This is a genomic window from Nocardia sp. NPDC059240 (assembly GCF_042753865.1).
In the GTDB taxonomy this organism is placed as follows: domain Bacteria; phylum Actinomycetota; class Actinomycetes; order Mycobacteriales; family Mycobacteriaceae; genus Nocardia.
Window position 1 is genome coordinate 455,259 of the sequence record NZ_JBHZAC010000001.1, and the last position, 18,118, is coordinate 473,376.

17 protein-coding genes are annotated in these 18,118 nt (G+C 67.9%); 9 read left to right on the plus strand and 8 right to left on the minus strand.

Going from position 1 to position 18,118, the window contains the following annotated elements:
* Positions 1–92 precede the first annotated feature (92 nt).
* A complete protein-coding gene (locus ACFXHA_RS02275) occupies positions 93–1,019 on the plus strand; it encodes an NADP-dependent oxidoreductase (protein WP_379352192.1) in 927 nt (308 codons plus the stop codon).
* Positions 1,020–1,084: 65 nt separating this feature from the next.
* A complete protein-coding gene (locus tag ACFXHA_RS02280; protein WP_379352193.1) occupies positions 1,085–1,594 on the plus strand; it encodes an Lrp/AsnC family transcriptional regulator in 510 nt (169 codons plus the stop codon).
* 2 nt (positions 1,595–1,596) lie between these two features.
* Here the strand turns inward: ACFXHA_RS02280 and ald are convergent, their stop codons facing one another.
* From ald to ACFXHA_RS02305, 5 genes are all read right to left on the minus strand, one after another.
* Positions 1,597–2,703 (minus strand): alanine dehydrogenase, encoded by a 1,107-nt coding sequence (gene ald / locus ACFXHA_RS02285; RefSeq protein ID WP_379352194.1) that lies wholly within the window; start codon positions 2,701–2,703, stop codon positions 1,597–1,599.
* A 315-nt stretch (positions 2,704–3,018) separates the two neighbouring features.
* Positions 3,019–3,330 carry a DUF3349 domain-containing protein gene (locus ACFXHA_RS02290; protein WP_379352195.1) on the minus strand — a complete coding sequence of 104 codons (312 nt, stop codon included), beginning with the start codon at positions 3,328–3,330 and terminating at the stop codon, positions 3,019–3,021.
* Between the two features lie 29 nt (positions 3,331–3,359).
* Positions 3,360–3,662 carry a DUF3349 domain-containing protein gene (locus ACFXHA_RS02295; RefSeq protein ID WP_379352196.1) on the minus strand — a complete coding sequence of 101 codons (303 nt, stop codon included), beginning with the start codon at positions 3,660–3,662 and terminating at the stop codon, positions 3,360–3,362.
* A 5-nt stretch (positions 3,663–3,667) separates the two neighbouring features.
* Positions 3,668–3,961, minus strand: a complete 294-nt coding sequence (locus tag ACFXHA_RS02300; protein WP_379352197.1) for a hypothetical protein — start codon at positions 3,959–3,961, stop codon at positions 3,668–3,670.
* A 14-nt stretch (positions 3,962–3,975) separates the two neighbouring features.
* Positions 3,976–5,160 carry an anion permease gene (locus tag ACFXHA_RS02305; protein ID WP_379352198.1) on the minus strand — a complete coding sequence of 395 codons (1,185 nt, stop codon included), beginning with the start codon at positions 5,158–5,160 and terminating at the stop codon, positions 3,976–3,978.
* Between the two features lie 350 nt (positions 5,161–5,510).
* Here ACFXHA_RS02305 and ACFXHA_RS02310 point away from each other — a divergent pair, with 350 nt between their 5' ends.
* Complete coding sequence (locus tag ACFXHA_RS02310) at positions 5,511–6,626, plus strand: hypothetical protein (protein WP_379352199.1); 1,116 nt, start codon at positions 5,511–5,513, stop codon at positions 6,624–6,626.
* 289 nt (positions 6,627–6,915) lie between these two features.
* Here the strand turns inward: ACFXHA_RS02310 and ACFXHA_RS02315 are convergent, their stop codons facing one another.
* From ACFXHA_RS02315 to ACFXHA_RS02325, 3 genes are all read right to left on the minus strand, one after another.
* Complete coding sequence (locus ACFXHA_RS02315) at positions 6,916–8,046, minus strand: glycosyltransferase (protein ID WP_379352200.1); 1,131 nt, start codon at positions 8,044–8,046, stop codon at positions 6,916–6,918.
* Positions 8,047–8,596: 550 nt separating this feature from the next.
* Positions 8,597–9,475, minus strand: a complete 879-nt coding sequence (locus ACFXHA_RS02320; protein ID WP_379352201.1) for a carbon-nitrogen hydrolase family protein — start codon at positions 9,473–9,475, stop codon at positions 8,597–8,599.
* Positions 9,476–9,626: 151 nt separating this feature from the next.
* Positions 9,627–10,244 (minus strand): TetR/AcrR family transcriptional regulator, encoded by a 618-nt coding sequence (locus tag ACFXHA_RS02325; protein ID WP_379352202.1) that lies wholly within the window; start codon positions 10,242–10,244, stop codon positions 9,627–9,629.
* A gap of 115 nt (positions 10,245–10,359) precedes the next feature.
* Between ACFXHA_RS02325 and ACFXHA_RS02330 the strand changes: the two genes are divergently transcribed.
* From ACFXHA_RS02330 to ACFXHA_RS02355, 6 genes are all read left to right on the plus strand, one after another.
* Positions 10,360–11,085 carry a FadR/GntR family transcriptional regulator gene (locus tag ACFXHA_RS02330; protein WP_379352203.1) on the plus strand — a complete coding sequence of 242 codons (726 nt, stop codon included), beginning with the start codon at positions 10,360–10,362 and terminating at the stop codon, positions 11,083–11,085.
* 483 nt (positions 11,086–11,568) lie between these two features.
* A complete protein-coding gene (locus ACFXHA_RS02335; RefSeq protein WP_379352204.1) occupies positions 11,569–13,053 on the plus strand; it encodes an aldehyde dehydrogenase family protein in 1,485 nt (494 codons plus the stop codon).
* Positions 13,054–13,084: 31 nt separating this feature from the next.
* On the plus strand, positions 13,085–14,134 hold the full coding sequence (locus tag ACFXHA_RS02340; RefSeq protein ID WP_379352205.1) for a hypothetical protein: 1,050 nt from the start codon (positions 13,085–13,087) through the stop codon (positions 14,132–14,134).
* A gap of 13 nt (positions 14,135–14,147) precedes the next feature.
* Positions 14,148–16,514, plus strand: coding sequence for a GMC family oxidoreductase N-terminal domain-containing protein (locus tag ACFXHA_RS02345; RefSeq protein ID WP_379352206.1), 2,367 nt, complete (start codon positions 14,148–14,150; stop codon positions 16,512–16,514).
* Positions 16,515–16,621: 107 nt separating this feature from the next.
* Positions 16,622–16,843, plus strand: a complete 222-nt coding sequence (locus ACFXHA_RS02350; RefSeq protein ID WP_379352207.1) for a hypothetical protein — start codon at positions 16,622–16,624, stop codon at positions 16,841–16,843.
* A gap of 5 nt (positions 16,844–16,848) precedes the next feature.
* Positions 16,849–18,072 (plus strand): hypothetical protein, encoded by a 1,224-nt coding sequence (locus ACFXHA_RS02355; protein ID WP_379352208.1) that lies wholly within the window; start codon positions 16,849–16,851, stop codon positions 18,070–18,072.
* Positions 18,073–18,118: the final 46 nt, after the last annotated feature.

Consider the following 18,118-nt stretch of genomic DNA (forward strand, 5'->3'; position numbering starts at 1 on the left):
GGGTGCCTGATTCGATATTGGTTGTCGGTGGTGGGGCGTACCGTCGTCCGGAGAATCAGGACTGCTGATCCGCACGTCGGAGGGAGCGGGGCATGAAGGCCATTCGCACGCATGATTCGTCCGCGGGTATCGCGGGGCTCGTCTATGAGGATGTGCCCGATGCCAAGGCGGGGTTGTGTGAGGTGTTGATCAAGGTTGTCGCGTGCGGGATTACGCACAACGAGCTTGATTGGCCGATTTGGACGTGCCGGGCGGGGCATCGGCGGGAGGCGATCATTCCCGGTAACGAGGTGTCGGGGGTGGTGGCCGCGGTCGGGTTCGGGACGGCCGGGTTCGCCATCGGAGATGAGGTCTACGGGCTGAACGATCAGTTGCGGGACGGGGCGGCCGCCGAATTCGTCGCTATCGAGGCACGCAATCTGGCTCGGAAACCGGTGTCGCTGGACCATATTCACGCTGCGGCGGTGCCGCGCGCGGGATTGACGGCCTGGAAGGCGCTCTTCGATCACGGGAAGCTCGAGAAGGGGCAGACCGTGGTCATCCACGGTGCCGGCGGGGCGGTCGGGTCGGTGGCGGCGCAGTTGGCGCATTGGGCCGGTGCGGAGGTGATCGGGACCGGGCGGGAACACTCACGGGAACTGGCCGCCGGACTCGGGGTCGATCGCTACTTGGCGCTGGACAACGGTGAAAAGTTGGAAGACGTTGCCGGACAGGCCGATCTGGTGGTCGACACGGTCGGCGGTGAGGTGCTCACCGGGTCGTCGGTGCTGCTGCGGCCCGGTGGCATCCTGATCACCATCAAGGCCGCCAGTGAGTTCCCGACCGATCGCGACGATATCGCCAAGATCGTTTTCGTGCAGCTGCCCAACCGCGATCAGCTCGCCGAACTAGCCCGCCTGATCGATGAGGGCGTACTGAAACCCCAGGTCGGCGCGGTGTATCCGCTTGCCGAGGCAACCGCAGCGTTCACGACGAAAGCCGCGGGCGGTGTCCCGGGGCGGATGATCCTGCAACCCTGACCCGACCGGTGAAGATTTGTCCGATCTCGCCCTGAAGGGTGAAGGATCTTCTGTACAGTTCGATCATGAAGAAGGTTCCTTCGACACCGAATGGGTCGGGTGGGACGGCGCGACCGGTGCCGTTGGATGCCATCGACCGGCTACTGCTCGACGAACTCGCCCGCGACGGCCGCATGACCAACAATGCCCTGGCCGCGGCAGCGGGCATCGCACCCTCCACCTGCTTGGGCCGGGTGCGGGCGCTGGTGGAGCGCGGGGTGATTCGCGGGTTCCACGCCGATATCGATCCGGCGGCGCTGGGCCGGGATCTGCAGGCGATGATCGCGGTCCGCGTGCACGCCACCGCGCGCAGCCACCTGGCCGAATTCGGGGACCAGATGGCGGCGCTGCCGGAGGTCGAGAACGTGTATTTCATTGCCGGAGCGGATGATTACCTGGTTCATGTCGCCACGGCCGATTCCGGCGGGTTACGGACGTTCGTGCTGGAGCATCTCAGCGCGCACCCGGCCGTCGCGTCGACGGAGACCATTCTGATCTTCGAACATGTGCGGCCGGGGCATCACGGCGTGTCCTGAACTCAGGCGGCGAGCGGATGCGCGGCGTAACCGTGCGCTGCCGCAACCGATTCCGAGAGCAGCTCACCCTTGTGGGTGCTGAGCCCGGCGGCCAGGCCCGCGTCCGCCGCGACGGCGGCGCGCCAGCCCTTATCGGCCAGGGCGACCGCGTACGGGAGGGTGGCGTTGGTCAGGGCGACGGTCGAGGTGTGGGGGACAGCGCCGGGCATATTGGCCACGCAGTAGAAGATCGAATCGTGCACCCGGTAGGTGGGGTCGGCGTGCGTGGTGGCGTGCGAGTCGGCGAAGCAGCCGCCCTGGTCGATGGCGATATCGACGAGCACCGAACCCGACTTCATCTGGGCGACGAGCTCGTTCGACACCAGGGTGGGCGCCTTCGCGCCGGGCACCAGGACCGCGCCGATCACCAGGTCGGCCTCGCGAACCAGGTTCTCCACCTCGAGCCGGTTGGACATGACCGTGCGGACCTGACCGTGGTACAGGTCGTCGATCTCGCGCAGGCGGGCGATGTTCAGATCCAGGACGGTGACGTCGGCGTGCATGCCGTGCGCCACGGCGATCGCATTGCGGCCGGACACACCCGCACCGAGCACGACCACGCGAGCGGGACGCACCCCGGGGACGCCACCCATGAGCACGCCACGGCCACCGCCGCTGCGCATCAGATGGTAGGCACCGGCCTGCGGGGCGAGCCGCCCGGCGACCTCGCTCATGGGGGCCAGCAGCGGCAGGGAACCGTCTGCGGCAGTGACGGTTTCGTAGGCGATCGAAGTGATGCCTGAGGCCAGCAGCGCGTCGGTGCAGTCGCGGGAGGCGGCCAGGTGCAGGTAGGTGAACAGCACCTGATCCGCGCGCAGGCGCGAATACTCCTCGGCCACCGGCTCTTTCACCTTGAGCACCAGATCGGCGGTACCCCAGACCTCGTCGGGGGTGTCGAGCACCTGCGCGCCGGCGAAGCGGTAGGCGTCATCCTCGAAGGTGGAACCGACGCCCGCGCCGGTTTCGAGGAATACCTCGTGTCCGCGCGCGACGAGTTCGTGTACACCGGCGGGCGTGCAGGCCACCCGGTACTCGTGGTTCTTCACCTCGCGGGGAATGCCGATCTTCATGCCACTCTCCTGATCTCTCGACTGGTCGGGCGGGATCGCCACCCGGGAGAAATCATGAAGATAGTGCGAGATCATGTCCAGAGACCTGAAGATAATTCTCGCATTGACGATAGAGATAGCTAGATATTCAGAACTTCCGAATGCGAGCTGGGTCACACCGAAGCATCTTCGGCAGCCGAGCATCGACGCGGGCTGCTCGTCGCGGCCCGGCGTCAGTTGCGGAGCCGAATCAGGCCGACGGGATCGCTGCTCCGAGGGCGAGATGGCTGGCCCACTGGGAGACGGATCGCTGGCCGGCTCGAGCCGACGCTCGCTCTATTGCGCGGATTCCGGCCAGGTGTCGTCGACGGGCCAGCCGCCCGCGCGAAGTTGCGCGCGCACGCGGTCCAGGTCGGAGTCGCGGGGCATCTCGTCGGTGAGCTTGGTGATGAGGACGCCGACGTCGGCACGGTCGGCGGGTAGCGCGCCGAGCAGTATCAGCTCGGCGGCCACCTCCCGCACCTGGTCCTCGGTCAGCCGCCGGGCCAGTACGGCCAGCAGCGGCAGATAGTCGGTGTCGGGCACGCCCTGCGGATAGCCGGCGCGCAGCCACGCGACAATCCTGGCGAGCAGTTCGGACAGTGCCATGCGTTCGGAATTCCCCGTCTACCAGGGGTTCACGCCTCGGACGGGTGGGCCAGTGGCCACCCGCCCGCGGCCAACCGGGCCGCGACCCGGTTCACGTCGTCGGCGCCGGGCTTCTCGTGGGCGAGGCCCTGAATAGCGGTTTCGATAGCGGCGCGATCGAGCACGCCGTCGGAGGCGAGCAGTTGTTCGATCACCTCGTCGACTTCCTGATCGGTGAGTTTGCGGTGCAATACCGCGAACAGGGCCACGTAGTCCTCGCGGGGGACGCCGTGCGGATAGCCGGCGCGCAGCCATTCCAGGACGGCCGCCAGAATCGAACGATTGGTCGTCATGGCTCCTACTTCTTGGGAGGCTTCGCGCCGAACAGCTGGATGTCGAAGGTGTGGCTGATGAAATCCTTGGCGATGTAGAGGATTCCGGCCAGCACCACGATCGCCGCGGCCACGAAGCACACGTAGGCGAGCGTGGTGGTGATCGTATTGCGCTGCGAGGTCTGCGGACCGTCGGCGGCGGGTTCCAGTGCCCAGAACCGGATTCCGGCCGCGAAGATCACCGGGACCCCGACCCCGAGGACCAGTGCGATCAGCGTGACCTCGCCCAGGGACTTGGCGATGGCGTTGAAGGTGTGCACTTCGATTCCGCTCCTCAGGCCGCGGTCTTCTCACGCGGCTGCGACGGCGGGGTGAGCCCACTCTCCCAGTCGTCGTTGACGTTTCGGGTGTCGACGGGGTTGCGACGCGAACGCAGGTACATGTAGGCAGAGGCCGCGATCAGGATGGCCGCGACGATGACCACGCCCAGCAGGCCGCCACCGAGATCGGCCAGCCACCAGCAGAACGCGCCCACCAGACCGGCCAGCGGCAGGGTGAACACCCAGGCCACCGCCATGCGGCCCATCACGCCCCAGCGCACCTCCGCGCCCGGCTTGCCCAGGCCGGTGCCCAGGATGGAACCGGTGGCGGTCTGGGTGGTCGAGAGCGGCAGGCCGAACTGAGCCGAGGTGAGAATGATGGCGGCGGAAGAGGTTTCGGCGGCGAAGCCCTGCGGGGAATCGATCTCCACCAGGCCCTTGCCCAAGGTGCGGATGATGCGCCAGCCGCCCAGGTAGGTGCCCAGGGCGATGGCCAGCGCGCAGCAGACCTTCACCCACAGCGGGATGTCGTCGTTGTTGGTGTAGGTGCCGTGCGCGACGAGGGCCATGAAAATCACGCCCATGGTCTTCTGCGCGTCATTGGTGCCGTGGGCCAGCGAGACCAGCGACGCCGAACCGATCTGGCCCCAGCGGAAACCGGTGCTCACCTTGTCCTTCGGCGAGCGCTTGGTCAGCCGGTAGACGGCGTAGGTGCCGAGACCGGCCACCAGGCAGGCGACGAAGGGGGCCAGCAGGGCGGGAAGGATGATCTTGTTGATCAGGCCGGTCTTCTGATCCCCGGTCCAGATCACGCCGCTGGCGCCGAGGGCGGCCACCGCGGCCCCGATCAGACCACCGAACAGGGCATGCGAGGAACTCGAGGGAATTCCGAACAGCCAGGTGAACAAATTCCATAGAATTCCGCCGACCAAGCCCGCGAAAACTATGTGCAGCAAGGCCATATGGTGCACGCCGCTGATATTCAGCAGCCCACCCGAGACCGTCTTGGCAACCTCCACCGACAGGAACGCGCCCAACAGGTTCAGCGCGGCCGACAAGGCCACCGCCACCCGAGGGGAAAGCGCACCGGTCGCAATGGATGTCGCCATCGCATTTGCGGTGTCATGGAATCCGTTGGTGAAATCGAAGGCCAACGCAGTGAAAACCACGATCAACAGAACGAGAAGCTCAGCGCTCACACCCTCAGTGTCACAACGAGATCGCGCGGTTTGAATGGCTCTCGAGCGGAGTTCATCCGAAATTCAGGTGCATACCCCGGGACCGTCGCCCCGGGGTACCGCCGCTTACATGCCCGGACAGCAACCGGACATCATCGTGCACATCCAGCTGCAGAACATCGACCACGGGTCCATCGGCGATCACCTCCTCCCGCGTGATTCGGAGCCGACTCGCGGCGGGATGTTCAGCCGGGTGACGCGGTGCCGCCGAGGGCGCTACGCCGATAGTGAAATGAACGCGCGGGGATGGTGTTTCGTGGCGAGAATGGGGCGGTAGTTGAGGCTTCGATGTTTGTGGGAGGCGCTGGGAGATGGATGAGGTGCTGCTCACGCCGCCGGATGCCGCCGAGGTGCGGTTCGTGGCGCGGGGCGTGGTGAGTGCGGCGATCGGCGAGAACGGGCTGACGCCGTTGCAGGAGATGCTGATTCCGGCGATGTTCCTGTCGATGACAGGGCATTCGGTGGAACTGGCCGAAGTTAAGCCGATCGGGGCCGCGGAGTTCGCGCACGGGATGGCACGGCGCAATCGGATCTTCCGCGAGCGGGTGGTGCAGACCATGCTGCTGGCGGCGCTGGTGGTGCGGCCGCTGCCGGAGACGGTGGCGGATCGGCTGCGGGAGTTCGCCGACGCGCTGGACGTCGACGACGACATGATCGCGGTGGCGCAGCTGTATGCCGACGGCGCGGTGGATCTGGCGGCAGTCGACTTCTCCCGCAACGGGTATCTGGGCAATATGGACCACCTCCGGCTGGATGCGCTGCACTGCGAGGGGCTCGACAGTTCCTGGAGTGCGGTCACCGACGATCCGGCGCTGGCCGGGCGCTGGGGCGAGCTGTGGGAATTGCCGGTCGGCACCCTCGGCCGGGGCGTGGCCGACTTCTATCGCGACCGCGGGTTCGTCACCCCGGGTCTGGCCGGGTCCGCGCCGCCGCTGCTGGCCCAGCACGATTGGGTGCATGTGCTCGCCGGATACGGCACCACCCTGGAGAACGAGATCGAGGTGTTCGCGTTCATGGCGCGCGCCAATGACGATCCGCGCGCGTTCAGCCTGCTGGCCATGGTCATTTCACTGTTCGAGACCGGGTATCTGAAGGCCGGTGCGGGGCTCTTCGAGGCAGACGCAGGGCATCTGCGCACCAAGGGCATGGCCGAACGTCTCGGGGACGCGATGCGGCGCGGCGCACTCACCCAGGGCAGCCACGACTTCCTGGACCTGGACTGGTTCTCACTCGCCGATCGGCCGATCACGGTGGTGCGCAACGAGATCGGGCTGGTTTCGAAGGCAGACTCGGCGGTCGCGGCCGGTTCGGCGGGGCCGTGGCAGCCCGGCGGGATCACGGCCTACCAGCTGAATTCGTCGAAGGTGGCCGCCGAATCCGAAGGCCGCACACACATTCCCTGGCAACCGGACCCGAACCGGGACTGAACTGGCCTGCCCACGGCCGAGTTGGCCCGGGACCGAGATGGGCCGTTCCAACTCAGCGGGGACCGTGTCGGCACCAGCCGGGTCTCATCAGGCCGAGCCGAGCCACCGCGCAGTCGAACCCCGGCAACCACCCGCCTAGCCGAGTCCCACCCGCCTAGCCGAATCCCACCCGGCTAGGCCGCGCCATGTGCAACTCGGCCGCGCCACGTGTTACTCGGCCGGGCTATGCGCGGCCCGGGCGGGGCCGTGGGTGTGTCGGGCGAGTCGTGGCCGATCGAGCCACGTGAGGTCAGGCCGAGCCGAGTAGGCCGAGCATGCCGGAAACGGCTGCGGGCCAGGTGAATTGCTCGGCTCGGCTGCGGGCCGCAAGGCGGCGTTCCACCGGCGGGCGGGCCAGGACGTCGGTTACCGCCTCGGCGAAGGCACGGGGGTGGTCGGCGGCCACCGCGCCCGCCTCGGCGGTGACGATGTCGGCCAGTGCCGAGGAGCGGCTGGCCACCACCGGGGTGCCGGCGGCGAGGGCTTCCAGAGCGGCCAGGCCGAAGGTTTCGTGCGGGCCCGGCGCGAGGGAGACGTCGGCGGTGGCCAGCAGGGTGGCCAAAGCCGTTCTGTCGCTTATGAATCCAGCGAAGTGCACGGTGGGTCGACCGTCCGACAGCGGCGGGATCAGCCGGGCTTGGCGTTCGAGGGCGTCGCGGCGGGGGCCGTCACCGGCGACGATCAGTCGGGTGTCGAGGCCGCGGCGGCGCAGGGCACTCACCGCGGCAATGCTGCGGTCGACGCGCTTCTCCAGCGACAGGCGGCCGCAGTGGACGAGCAGTGGGTAGTCGTCGGCACCGAGGTCGGTGCGCAGGCGGTGATCGTGGCGGTCGGGGCGGAACATGTCGAGATCCACGCCGAGCGGGACCAGTTCGACGTTCTCGACATCGATGCGCTGGAATTCCTCGCGGGCGAAAGCGGTGGTGCACACGACGACGTCGTAGCTCTCCGCAGTACGGCGGTTGGCCACATCGGCGGCGCGGCGCGCCAACGGGCCGGGCAGGACCTGGCCGAGCAGGCGATCCAGACGCTCGTGGGAGATCATCACGCCCGCGATATCGCGGCGGCGCGCCCAACGGCCGAAACCACGCAACGTCAACCGATCCGACACCTCCAGGACATCCGGGCGCAGGCCCGCCAAGGTGTCGGCGACGCGCCGCGGGTCCGCCGCCCGATAGCCACCCGTCCACGGAATCTCCGGCGCGGGCAGCGTAATCCGCAGCACCCCACTCCCGAGCAACTCCTCGGACCGCTGCGTACCGGGCACGATGAGAACCACCTCATGTCCGGCGGCCACGTACCCCGCGCCGAGATGATGCAGCGCCGTGCGCAGCCCACCCGAGCGGGGACCGTAGAAGTTCGCCAACTGAACGATGCGCACGTGGCCGATCGTTCAGGGCAACGGGTTACCTCCGGGACCCCCGGCCCCAACGTCACATGAACACCCGCGAAAGAACCAGCGAACCCGACGTACCCGACACCCCGCAGCCACCGACCCGAACCTCACACCCCGAACCGTGCAGCCGAACATAACCAAGATCAAGGTGTAATCAGCGTGGGAAATCGGACAAATTTCCGCAGTGAGTACACCCTGATGTTGGTCACGCCCGGGGTCTTACGACGCCGACGGTCGAAATTGCGGCGACCGCTCATCCGGGCCCAAGCGCCCGCCTCGGAAGGATCGAGGCGCTACACGGTCGGTGGCACTATCTCCGAGCTGCTCGCCAGGATCGTCATGTGGCTGCGCACTTACCGCAGGGCGTGCCCCGACACCGACTGTCTGCCGCTACTGGCCGTACTGGCCAAGCTGACCGGAAGACCGGGTACGGCAGGTGGCCGCCGGGCTGAGACTGCGGGGGACAAGCGGTGCATCGGTCAGCAGCGTCCGCTCGACGAATCGTGCGTTCTGTCTGCTGCCGGTGCTGCGGGGATCAGATCTTGCCGGCGTAGCTTTCGGCGACTTCGCGGTCCTTCTTGAAGCCGCTGATTACGTTGGCGGCCTTGACCTGGTCGAGGTCGATCTCCGTGACGAGGAGGTCGTCGGTTTTGCCGGCGCGGGCGACGATCTTGCCGAAGGGGTCGATCACCATGCTGTTGCCGTAGAGCTCGAGGGCCTCCTGGTGGCCGCGGTTGTTGGCGGCGAGGACGTAGACCGAGTTCTCCAGGGCTCGGGTCTGCGGGAGCAGGTCCCAGGCGTGGGCGTATTCGGTGGGCCAGGCGGCCGAGAGGAGCAGGACGTCCGCGCCCAGCTCGACCAGGGCGCGTTGCTGTTCGCCGTAGGTGATGTCGGCGCAGGTGTTGAAGCCGAAGGTGACCTCGCGGCCGCTGTGCGGGAGGGTCACGGTCTGCACGACGAGGGTGCTGCCGTTGGTCTGCGGTTCGGCCTTGTGCACGGCGCTCGCACCGCCCAGGTATCGGTCCTTATCCGCTTGCGAGACAAAGGCATACGACTTGCCGTGCAAGTGGATCTTGTCGTAGCGGGTGAGGATGCGGCCGTCGGGGGCGAAGAAGACCGCGGTGTTGAACGGGAGGCCGCCGTCCGGGTTCTCCACCTGGAAGGTTCCGGCGTGCACGTACGCGCCGACCTTGCGGACGGATTCGCCGATGCGGGTGAAGGCCCAGCCGTCGAGGGTGTGCTGTTCGGCGAACTGGATGTCGTCCATGAACGCGCCGTCGAGCCATTCCTCGGGGAGCATGACCAGGTCGATGCCCTGGCCGGCCAGGGATTCGAGGCGCTCGCAGGCGCGCTCGAGCCGCTCCTTGATCGGGTAGTCGAGCTCGGGCAGGTGCTGGATGATGGCGATCTTCATGGTCTCTCGACCTTTCTGTCGGGGGATTGGTTCGAATCGGTTCTCCTCATCAGCGATCCACCAGCAACTTTACCGCGAACATCGGACAAATGTCCGATGTTCTTGGGTTGCGGTCATCACACCTCGGCGCGGGTAGCGAATCGAGGGGTGGTCAGGACTGGGGGAGGCCGCCGGTGATCAGGGTCCGGATGGCGCGGCGGAAGAAATCGACATCCTCGACGCCGCGGGGCCACGCCGAATTCTGCAGTGCCGCACCGTCGATGAAGGCCATGATCACTCGGGCCAGGAACTCGGCATCGTGCACGCCGAGGCGCTCGAGCAAGGAGGTGGTCGCCGCTTCGTAGGTGGTGATCAGCCTTTGCGCGATGGGGCGAAGCTGCGGGTCGTGGCGGCATTGCAGATACAGCGACAGCTGCGCGCGCTTGTCCGCGCCCGTCTCCCCGGTCTGCGCGGCATCGCCGATCAACAGCTCCAGATACCGGTCGATCACCTGGGACGGTGTGTCCTGCTCCGATACCGGGTCGAGAGCCAGGGCACGGATCTCGCCGATGAGCCGGGTCGCCGCCAGATCCATAGCCGCGGAGATCAATTCGTCGATCGAGGTGAAGAAGTAACTCGTCGACGAGAGTGGCACACCAGCCCGCGCGGCGATGGCCCGATGCGTCGCCGCCTTCACCCCGCCCTCGGCAATCACCTCCACCGCCGCATCCAGCACCTGCGCGCGGCGCGCGGCACCTGCGGCACGATGACTCTGCGGTCGCGGTGACATGCGGCGATGATAACCAGCCCGGGATACGCAACCGCCGCACCACGCGCGCCCCAACCCGCAAGGCGCACTGGTCTGGCCGCTTGACCTCCTGACCATCCGCCTTTAGCGTTCGAGCATGGCCTTCAAGCGGATCGACCGGCGGACGGTGCCCGATACCGTGTTCGAGCAGCTCGTGGGAGAGGTGCTCGACGGCGAGCTGCCGCCAGGCGCGGCCCTACCGGCCGAGCGCGCGCTGGCAGAGACGCTGGGAGTATCGCGGCCCACCGTACGGGAGGCATTGCAGCGCCTGGCCCACACCGGACTGGTGGAGGTACGCCAAGGCGGCTCGACCACAGTCCGGGACTTTCGACGCCACGCGGGCCTGGAGATGTTGCCCCGGTTGCTGATCCGACAGGGAGAACTGGACTACGACGTGGTCCGCTCGATCCTCGAAACCCGCCGCGTCCTGGGCCGCGAGGTAGCCGCACTCGCCGCGGAACGCGCCGCCGACGGCCTGGCGACAGCCCTGGACACGGCAGTGGAAACCCTTGGCGCGGAACGTGACCCGGTCGCCCGCCAGCTCCTGGCGATCACCTTCTGGGACCACCTCGTCGACGCCGCGAACTCCATCGTGTACCGACTGCTCTACAACGACCTGCGCGCAGTGTACGAACCCGCAGTCCACGCCCTCGCTACCTTGATGGCCAGCGAAGTCGGCAGCACCGACCGATACCGAGCGTTGGCCGCCGCCGTCATTGCCGGCGACGCCACCGAAGCGCGCACCACCGCAGACGCACTACTGGCAATCGCGGCCACAGAGTTCGAAGCCTTCAGCCAGCAACTGCGCCGGACCGGCAACTAAGAAGAACCGCCGCCAACAAGGATCCGATCGCCTATTGCCTTTCCTCGACTGCTCGCTATATTGGTCTGACCACTTGGCCATCAGGCCAAGATCATCGGGCGGATGAACGCCGCACGCAGGCATCGATCCACCGGGCCTGATCCACCAGGCATTGATCGAGACGGCATTCGAGAAGGCGGTACGGGCATGACGGACCTTCGGCAGAAACACCCCGACCAGGCCGGATCGCCGGGTGCACCGGCGGAGTCCGCGCAACCGCGGGTGGCGGCGGGGCCCGCGCAACCGGTCGCGACATCGCCCACCCGGACATTGGGCGCGAAGTCGCCGTCTGTGCAGCCCGGCGCGGGGTCACCAATCTCCCGCTCTGAGGCGAGATCGCAAGCAGGGCAACCAGACCCAGGGGCGGCATTCGGGCAACTAGACCCAGAGACGCCGGTCGGGAAACCAGCCCCGGGGACGCAAGTTGGGCAACTAGTCCTGGGGATGCCAGTCGGGGGTATGGAGGCGGCGGCGTTCGTGGATCGGGCGCGGGTGGCGCAGGTGGGGTGGGGTGCGCGGACTGTGGAGGAACGAGTGCTGGCGCTGGCGGGGTTGCCCGACCGGTTGTGTGAGCAGCTCGATCGGATCGTGCGGGTGATCGCCGAGGAGAACGGGAAGCCGGCGGCGGAGGCGCTGGCGCATGAGGTGGTTCCGGCCATTGCGTTGGCGCGCCATCACCTCGATTGCGCGGCCACCGTTTTGGGGCCGAGTCGGATTTCATCGGCGACCGCGCCGTATAGGCGGGGCATGCGGACGCATCGGCCCTACGGGGTGGTGGTCGCTATTGCGCCGTGGAATCTGCCGTTCTTGATTCCGTTCAGTCAGGTGTTGCCTGCCTTGATTGCGGGGAATGCGGTGGTGCTCAAGCCTTCCGAGCTGACGCCGGGGGTGGCGGAGGTGTTGGTCGAGGTGATCACCGCGGCTGGGCTGCCCGAGGGGGTGCTGCAGTTGGCGGTCGGGGACGGGGCGGTGGGGGCGGCGCTGGTCGAGGCGGGGCCGGACAAGGTGTTGTTCACCGGGTCGGTGGCTACCGGGCGCAAGGTGATGGCGGCTGCGGCGCGGTTTCCGATTCCGGTGGGGCTGGAGTTGGGTGGGGTCGATGTGGCGGTCGTGTTGGAGGACGCGGATCTGGAGTATGTGACCTCGGCGGTGGCGTGGGGGGCGAATTTCAATGGTGGGCAGGCCTGTTGCTCGATCGAGCGGGTACTGGTGCACGAATCGCTGCGTGCGGCGTTCCTCGTCCGGTTGCGGGACAAGGTGCGGCGCATCGATATCGAGCGGGATCTCGCGCCCGCCATCGACGAACGGCAGCAGCAGGTTTGGCGGCGGCACCTGGACGCGGCCCGGGACGCGGGGCTGGTGGTGAGTGGGGGAGAGCCGGTGCGGGGGCGGCATCTGATGCCCGCGGTGGTCAGCGGTGACGGCGTCACCGCGAGCGAGGTGTGGCGGGAGGAGACGTTCGGGCCGGTAGTGGCCGTGGCCGGATTCGCGAGCGACGACGAGGCGGTGGCGCTGCACAACGCGACCGACTACGGGCTGACCGCCAGTGTGTTCTCCGCCGACGTGACTCGCGCGCGGGCGCTGGCGGGGCGGCTGCGAGCCGGTTCGGTATCGGTCAATGATGTCGCGGCGACCATGTATTCGACTCCGGAGCTGCCGTGGGGCGGGGTCGGACGCTCGGGATTCGGGCGTTCACACGGGGTCGACGCGCTGCTGGACGCGAGCTGGGTGCAGGTGCTCGATCTGCCGCGCGGCCCGGCGTTCGGCCCCAAACGGCCCTGGTGGTTCCCCTACGACACGGGACTCGAGGACGCCATGCGCGCGCTGGCGACGAGCCTGGCCGCACCGCACACCACCGCGAAACTGCGCGGCTACGGGCAGGCCGGTCGATCCCTGCTCGGCATGCTCAGCCGTCGACCGAAACTCTGAGAGGGCGTGAATTGCTTTGCAGGACAATGCCATGACCGTTATCGCACAGAATGCTCCGCGCCTGCGAGCGGGCTCCGACCATGTCGAATCCTGGTTCGTGCGGGCCAATGACCCGCATTCGCCGCGCGCGGTGTGGATCAAGGCGACGGTGCTGACCGCACGCGACGGAACCGCGCTGGCGCAGGCGTGGTGCAGCGTGTTCGACGGGCAGCGCACGCACGCGTGGTGTCTGGATATTCCGTTGGCGGCGGCCCGGTTCGAGTCGCATCCGCTCGGGCAGGATATTGCCGTCGGCCCGCTGTCGATGCTGTTGAGCGGGCACGGCGGCAGTACCGGCGGCAAGCTGTCGGACGCGGCCCACAGCGGGGCGGCCGTGGCGCAGTCGCTCGAGGCGCAAACCGTGTCGTGGGACTTGAGTTTCACGCAGGTGGCGGGCCTGGGCGCTCCCATGTCCTTGCTGCCGACCGACCGGTTGCTCGATACCGCGTTGCCGAGCAACAAGCTGGTGACGCCGCTGCCGGTGCTCACGTGCACGGGCCGAATCGACTGGGACGGCGAGAGCTGGGATCTGACCGGCTGGCACGGCATGCAGGGCCACAACTGGGGCCGCGAGCACAGTCCCGAATACGCCTGGGGCCAGTGCGTATTCACCGACTCCCGCGACGGTGTGCCGTTCGCGGTGGTGGAGGCGGCCTCGGGACGTACCCGGCTGGCCGGGCGCACCTCACCGCTGCTGTCGATGCTGGTGGTGCGTCGCGGTGACGAGGAATACCGGTTCGACCGGGTGGTGGATCTGTGGCGGCAACGCCCGCACGTGCGATTCCCGGAGTGGACGTTGCGCATGCGCGGCCGGCACGGAACCGCGCAACTGCGCATGCAGGCCGCGCCCGAGCAGGTGGTGTGCCTGGCCTACCGCAATCCCGCGCGCGCCACCAGCTACTGCCTCAACTCCAAGACCGCCACGGTGTCGGTGCATGTCGCGCCGATCGACGGGAACGCCTTCGAACTGCGCAGCGAGCACGGCGGCGCGCTGGAATTCCTTGTCCCGCAACCGGTCGACACTGTGTCACCGATCGTGTGAGAGAGCCTTCGACATGCCTTTGACCTTCTTCGAAACCATGCGCGGCGAACTCTACGACGCCGACGGGCAGGCCCATCACGTGGCGATGGATCTGCGTTGCGAATCCGGGCATGCGCGCGGGTTCGTCACCAATGGCCGCGCCCGCATCACCGGCACGATTCGCGCCCTGCCGTGGGTGGACGGCGCGGCGGTGATCGGCACGCTAGTGGCGCTGCCGGTGACCAAGCGGCTGATGAGCTACGAGCTCGATTTCCGTGACGACGCGGGCCGCGCCTGGCATCTGCGCGGGCGCAAGGAAGTGCGCTGGGTGCGGCGTGCACACGCAAGCCTCACCAATCTCGACACCATGCTGTCGTGTGACGGCGAGCAGGTCGCGCAGGGGCGAATGCAGTTCTTCGCCAACGACTATCCGAGTTTCCTGCGCTCGTTCCAGCCGTGGGTGTCACTGCGCGGCGACCTGCCCGACGGCACCCGCCCGACCGGGGTGCTCGCGCCCGGACAGCTCGAGGCCCTGGCCGCGCTGGCGGAGGTGCTCATCGAACCGGGCGGCGCGGTGCCGCCGGTCGATGCCGCCACTCTCGAACGCCTGGATGGCTACCTGGGCAATATGACTCCGCTCATGCAGTCCGGATTGCGGGCGGCATTGCGTGGTCTCGACGCGGCGGCGCGGGCGCGCCACGGCCGCCGGATCGCGGCGCTGTCGCCGATGCAGCGCCGCGACCTGGTGACCTACGCACGCGGCACGACCGCGCTGGGTCATGCGGTGGAGGCGATCGACACTCCGTTGCGGATCGCGCATTTCGGTGGTCGTCGCTATCTCGACGCCATCGGTGCGCCCCGCTACGACGAACCGGTACTTGAGCAGCGGCCGGGTTGGATGGCCAATGTCAGCACCCCGGACCAGCTTTCGACCCGCGAGGTGCTCGACTGCGATGTGGTGGTGATCGGCACCGGCGCGGGCGGCGCGGCGGTGGCGGCCAGGCTCACCGAGCAGGGGCTGGGTGTGGTGATGGTCGAGGAGGGCGACTACGCCGGGCGTGACCGCTTCCGTGGCGATCCGGGCGAGCGCACCCAACGGTATTGGCGCGACGGCGGATACAACCTCGCGCTGGGCAACTCGGTGCTCGGGGTGAGCACCGGGCGGCTGGTGGGCGGCACCACCGCCATCAATTCCGGCACCGCGTTCCGCACGCCGGACACGGTATTGCGGGAATGGCTGGACGCGGGGTTCCCCAGCGATTTCACCCCCGAGGCGTTCGCGCCCTATCTCGATGAGGTGGCCGCCGAATTGGGTATCGCCACCGCCGATCCGCGCTACCTGGGCCGTGTCGCCGACATCATCGGCCGGGGCGCGGACGCGCTGGGCGTGACGCACGGGCCGCTACCGCGCAATGCGGTCGGCTGCGACGGGCAAGGGCAATGCGTGTACGGCTGCCCGACCGACGCGAAGCGCAGCAGCAATGTGAGCTGGGTGCCGCGCGCGTTGAAGGGCGGTGCGCAGCTCTACACGCGGTTGAGTGTCACCCGGATTCTGATGTCGGACAGTCGCGCGGTGGGGGTGCTGGCCGAGGGGCAGGACGAGCACGGTGCGCCGCGCACCGTGGAGATCCGGGCCCGGGCGGTGGTGGTGGCGACCGGGACACTCATGACGCCGTTGCTGTTGCGCCGCAACGGGATCAACCTGCCCGCGCTGGGCCGGAACCTGTCGGTGCATCCCTCGCTGGGCGCGGTGGCCATGATGCCGACGCCGGGAGCACCGTGGACGGGGATTCCGCAGGGCTATCAAGTCGAGGGCCTCGGCGATGAGCTGGTGACCTTCGAAGGTGTCGCCATCCCACCGCAATTCGCGGCCGGCGTGCTGCCCTTCCACGGAGCACGGCTGACCGAGTGGATGAACCGGTGGACGCATACCGAGCAGTTCGGGGCAATGGTCCGCGATACCGGGACCGGCAGTGTGCATCACGGCCCCGGCGGGCGCACCTTGATCCGCTATCACCTGACGCCGCGCGTGCAGGCCGCGCTGCAGCATGCGTGCGCGGGCCTGGCCGAATTGTTCCTGCGCGGCGGGGCCGAGGCGGTGGCGCTGCCGATTGCGGGGACTCCGCCGATCCGCACCCTGGATCAGGCGCGCACGGTCGCGGAGATCGCGTTGAGCCCGCGCCGGTTGCGCATGATGGGCCCGCATCCCTTGGGCACCGCCCGCATGGGCGCGGATGCCCGTGACGCGGTGGTGGACTTCGGGCATCGGGTGTTCGGCACCAGCGGGCTTTATGTGGCCGACGGTTCGGTGGTCCCGACCTCGCTGGGGGTCAATCCGCAGGTCACGATCATGGCGTTCGCGCTGCGCGCCGCGGATCTGATTGCAGCCGACCTCAATTGACCCGACCGGGCCTGTCGCAGGGCTGGCGCACCATCAGCGATCTTGGTAGAGATGGGTAGAGAACAAATGGGGTGATCCGGATCATTTCGGAGAATGGGGACGAATCAGTGGGTGCCAGAGCCGAACTCGAACAGCAATTGGGTGGCCCGCTGACCGCCCTGGACCTGTTGACCGACGCCGAGACCGCCGACCTGCTGGGCATCTTCCAGCAGGCCCAGCGCACCGAGACCACCGCCATGGTCGAGGCCGTCGACAAGACCGTCGGCGCGCTGCCGTGGCCGTTGCGCACGGCCGCCAAGAAGATCATGTTCGGCAACAAGCTCGGGTAGGGGCGATGAGCGATCTGGTGACCCGCGCGCAGATCACCCTGCTGTCGCGCACACTGCACGTGCCCGAGGAGCGGCTGGCGCACCTCGAGAAACTGGGCGCGGCCAACCTGCACGAACTGCAGGAGCGGATGGCGAAAGTGATCTTCGCCGAACACAATGCGGTCTTCTCGCGGCTGTCGCTGTTGGTGCCGATCATTCCGCTGTCCATCTCGCTGCCGATCGTGCAGCGCATGGTGCCGCCGATGATGGCCGGGCGTGCGGCCGGCGCGATCGGCGTGGACCATCCCAAGAAGGCCGCCGAAGCGGTCGGGATGCTCGATCCCGGGTATGCGGCCGAGGGCGCGCCCTACATGGATCCGCATGCCGTCGGGCAGCTGGCGGACATCGCGCCGCCGAAACCCGTCATGAAGATCATCAACGAGTTGCTGCGGCGCGGCGACTACATCACCGCGGGACCGTTCCTGGCCTACGCGACACCGGAACTGGTGCGCGCGGTCGAGGAAGACGTGCACGACGACGAAGGGCTGTTGCGCTCGGCGTCGTACTCGTACTCCGGGGAGAACATCAGCATCATCGTGCGGCATCTGCTGTCGGGTCCCGGCAAGCGGGTGCCGCGGTTGGTGCGCACCGTGCTGCAAGGCTCGAAGGATCTGCGGCTGGCTGCACTGTCGGTGTTCGCGCGCTGCGACGCGGATGTGGTGGTGGCGATCGGTGACATCCTGTTCGATCTGGGATCCGCCGATGAGATCGCGGACCTGGTCGAGACCTTCGTGACCGCCGGGGCGGTGCCGGAGACGCTGCAGTTCGCCGGGCAGTTGAGCCCGGCGGCGCTGGATCTGCTGGCCGCCAACCCGATCATCGTCGAACCGGACACCATCGCGGCGGTCACGGACGCGGTGAACGGGTGCACCCAGGACGCGGTGTGGCGGGGACTGCTGGAAGTGGCCGAACGCACCGAGGCGAGCGTGGCACGCCGATTCGCCGGGGCCATTTCGCATTTCGACACCGCGACCCTGACGCAACTGCCGACGATCGCCACCACGGCGCATCTGTGGCCGCCGCTGTTGAAGGTGCTGGCCACCGCCGAACCGGACGCGCAGTCACGGATCGGGGAGCTGTGGTCGGCGCTGCCTGTGCTCGAGCGCACCGAGATCGAGCAGCGCATCGCCGATCTGGGGTTGAGTGAGCCATTGACGGCATTTGCTGCCACCTTGCAGCTCACGCAATAACGCTCTGCCTGAAGTATTTTCGGCCCCCGCCATTGTCGATGGCGGG

Coding starts and splice junctions, on each gene's coding strand:
- ACFXHA_RS02290 (WP_379352195.1), bottom strand. CDS start 3,330: ATGGCACTGTCCGAACTGCTCGCCAGGATTGTCGCGTGGCTGCGCGCC.
- ACFXHA_RS02325 (WP_379352202.1), bottom strand. CDS start 10,244: ATGTCACCGCGACCGCAGAGTCATCGTGCCGCAGGTGCCGCGCGCCGC.
- ACFXHA_RS02275 (WP_379352192.1), top strand. CDS start 93: ATGAAGGCCATTCGCACGCATGATTCGTCCGCGGGTATCGCGGGGCTC.
- ACFXHA_RS02320 (WP_379352201.1), bottom strand. CDS start 9,475: ATGAAGATCGCCATCATCCAGCACCTGCCCGAGCTCGACTACCCGATC.
- ACFXHA_RS02340 (WP_379352205.1), top strand. CDS start 13,085: ATGACCGTTATCGCACAGAATGCTCCGCGCCTGCGAGCGGGCTCCGAC.
- ACFXHA_RS02345 (WP_379352206.1), top strand. CDS start 14,148: ATGCCTTTGACCTTCTTCGAAACCATGCGCGGCGAACTCTACGACGCC.
- ACFXHA_RS02310 (WP_379352199.1), top strand. CDS start 5,511: ATGGATGAGGTGCTGCTCACGCCGCCGGATGCCGCCGAGGTGCGGTTC.
- ACFXHA_RS02330 (WP_379352203.1), top strand. CDS start 10,360: ATGGCCTTCAAGCGGATCGACCGGCGGACGGTGCCCGATACCGTGTTC.
- ald (WP_379352194.1), bottom strand. CDS start 2,703: ATGAAGATCGGCATTCCCCGCGAGGTGAAGAACCACGAGTACCGGGTG.
- ACFXHA_RS02355 (WP_379352208.1), top strand. CDS start 16,849: ATGAGCGATCTGGTGACCCGCGCGCAGATCACCCTGCTGTCGCGCACA.
- ACFXHA_RS02295 (WP_379352196.1), bottom strand. CDS start 3,662: ATGACGACCAATCGTTCGATTCTGGCGGCCGTCCTGGAATGGCTGCGC.
- ACFXHA_RS02280 (WP_379352193.1), top strand. CDS start 1,085: ATGAAGAAGGTTCCTTCGACACCGAATGGGTCGGGTGGGACGGCGCGA.
- ACFXHA_RS02335 (WP_379352204.1), top strand. CDS start 11,569: ATGCCAGTCGGGGGTATGGAGGCGGCGGCGTTCGTGGATCGGGCGCGG.